This window comes from Paraplanobispora siamensis, assembly GCF_016863175.1.
Taxonomy (GTDB): Bacteria; Actinomycetota; Actinomycetes; order Streptosporangiales; family Streptosporangiaceae; genus Planobispora; species Planobispora siamensis.
On the sequence record NZ_BOOJ01000153.1, the window covers coordinates 1 to 802 of the forward strand.

1 protein-coding gene is annotated in these 802 nt (G+C 70.9%); it reads left to right on the forward strand.

Annotation, left to right across the window (positions count from 1 at the left end; genetic code table 11):
* Positions 1-16 precede the first annotated feature (16 nt).
* On the forward strand, positions 17-802 hold a 786-nt coding region (locus Psi01_RS42980), incomplete at its 3' end, for a LacI family DNA-binding transcriptional regulator (RefSeq protein WP_204069971.1).

Genomic DNA, 802 nt, shown 5'->3' on the forward strand with positions numbered 1-802 from the left:
CGATAGGTTGACGGCCATGACGACGCGTATCGCCGACATCGCGGCCCACTCCGGGGTCAGCGAGGCCACCGTGAGCCGTGTGCTGAACGGCAAGCCCGGTGTCTCACCGGCCACCCGGCAGGCCGTCCTCAGCGCCCTGGACATCCTCGGCTACGAACGCCCCGCCCGGCTGCGCCAGCAACGCGCCGGACTCGTCGGCCTGATCGTGCCCGAGCTGTCCAACCCCGTCTTCCCGGCCTTCACCGGAGTCATCGAGGGCGCGCTGGCGATGCGCGGCTACGCCGCCGTGCTGTGCACCCAGGTGCCCGGCGGCATGCACGAAGACGACTGCATCGAACTGCTGATGGAACGGGGCGTGGGCGGCATCATCTTCGTCAGCGGCCTGCACGCCGACTCCACGGCCGACCGCAGCCGCTATCTGCGGCTCATCGAGAGCAGACTGCCCATCGTCATGGTCAACGGCTACCGGCCCGACATCGAGGCGCCGCACATCTCCACCGACGACGCAGCGGCCATGGAGATGGCCGTCGACCACCTGGCGGCGCTGGGCCACCGGCGCATCGGCCTGGCCATCGGCCAAAGCCGCTTCGTGCCCTCGATCCGCAAGACCGAGGGCTTTCGCCGGGCCCTGGCCCGCCACCTGGACGACGCCGTCCCCGACGAGCTGATCGTCAACACGCTGTTCACCATCGAGGGCGGCCAGGCCGCCGCCCAGAGCCTGCTGGAGCAGGGCTGCACCGCGATCTGCTGCGGCAGCGACGTGATGGCGATCGGCGCGATCCGGGCGGTCCGCCAGCGGGGG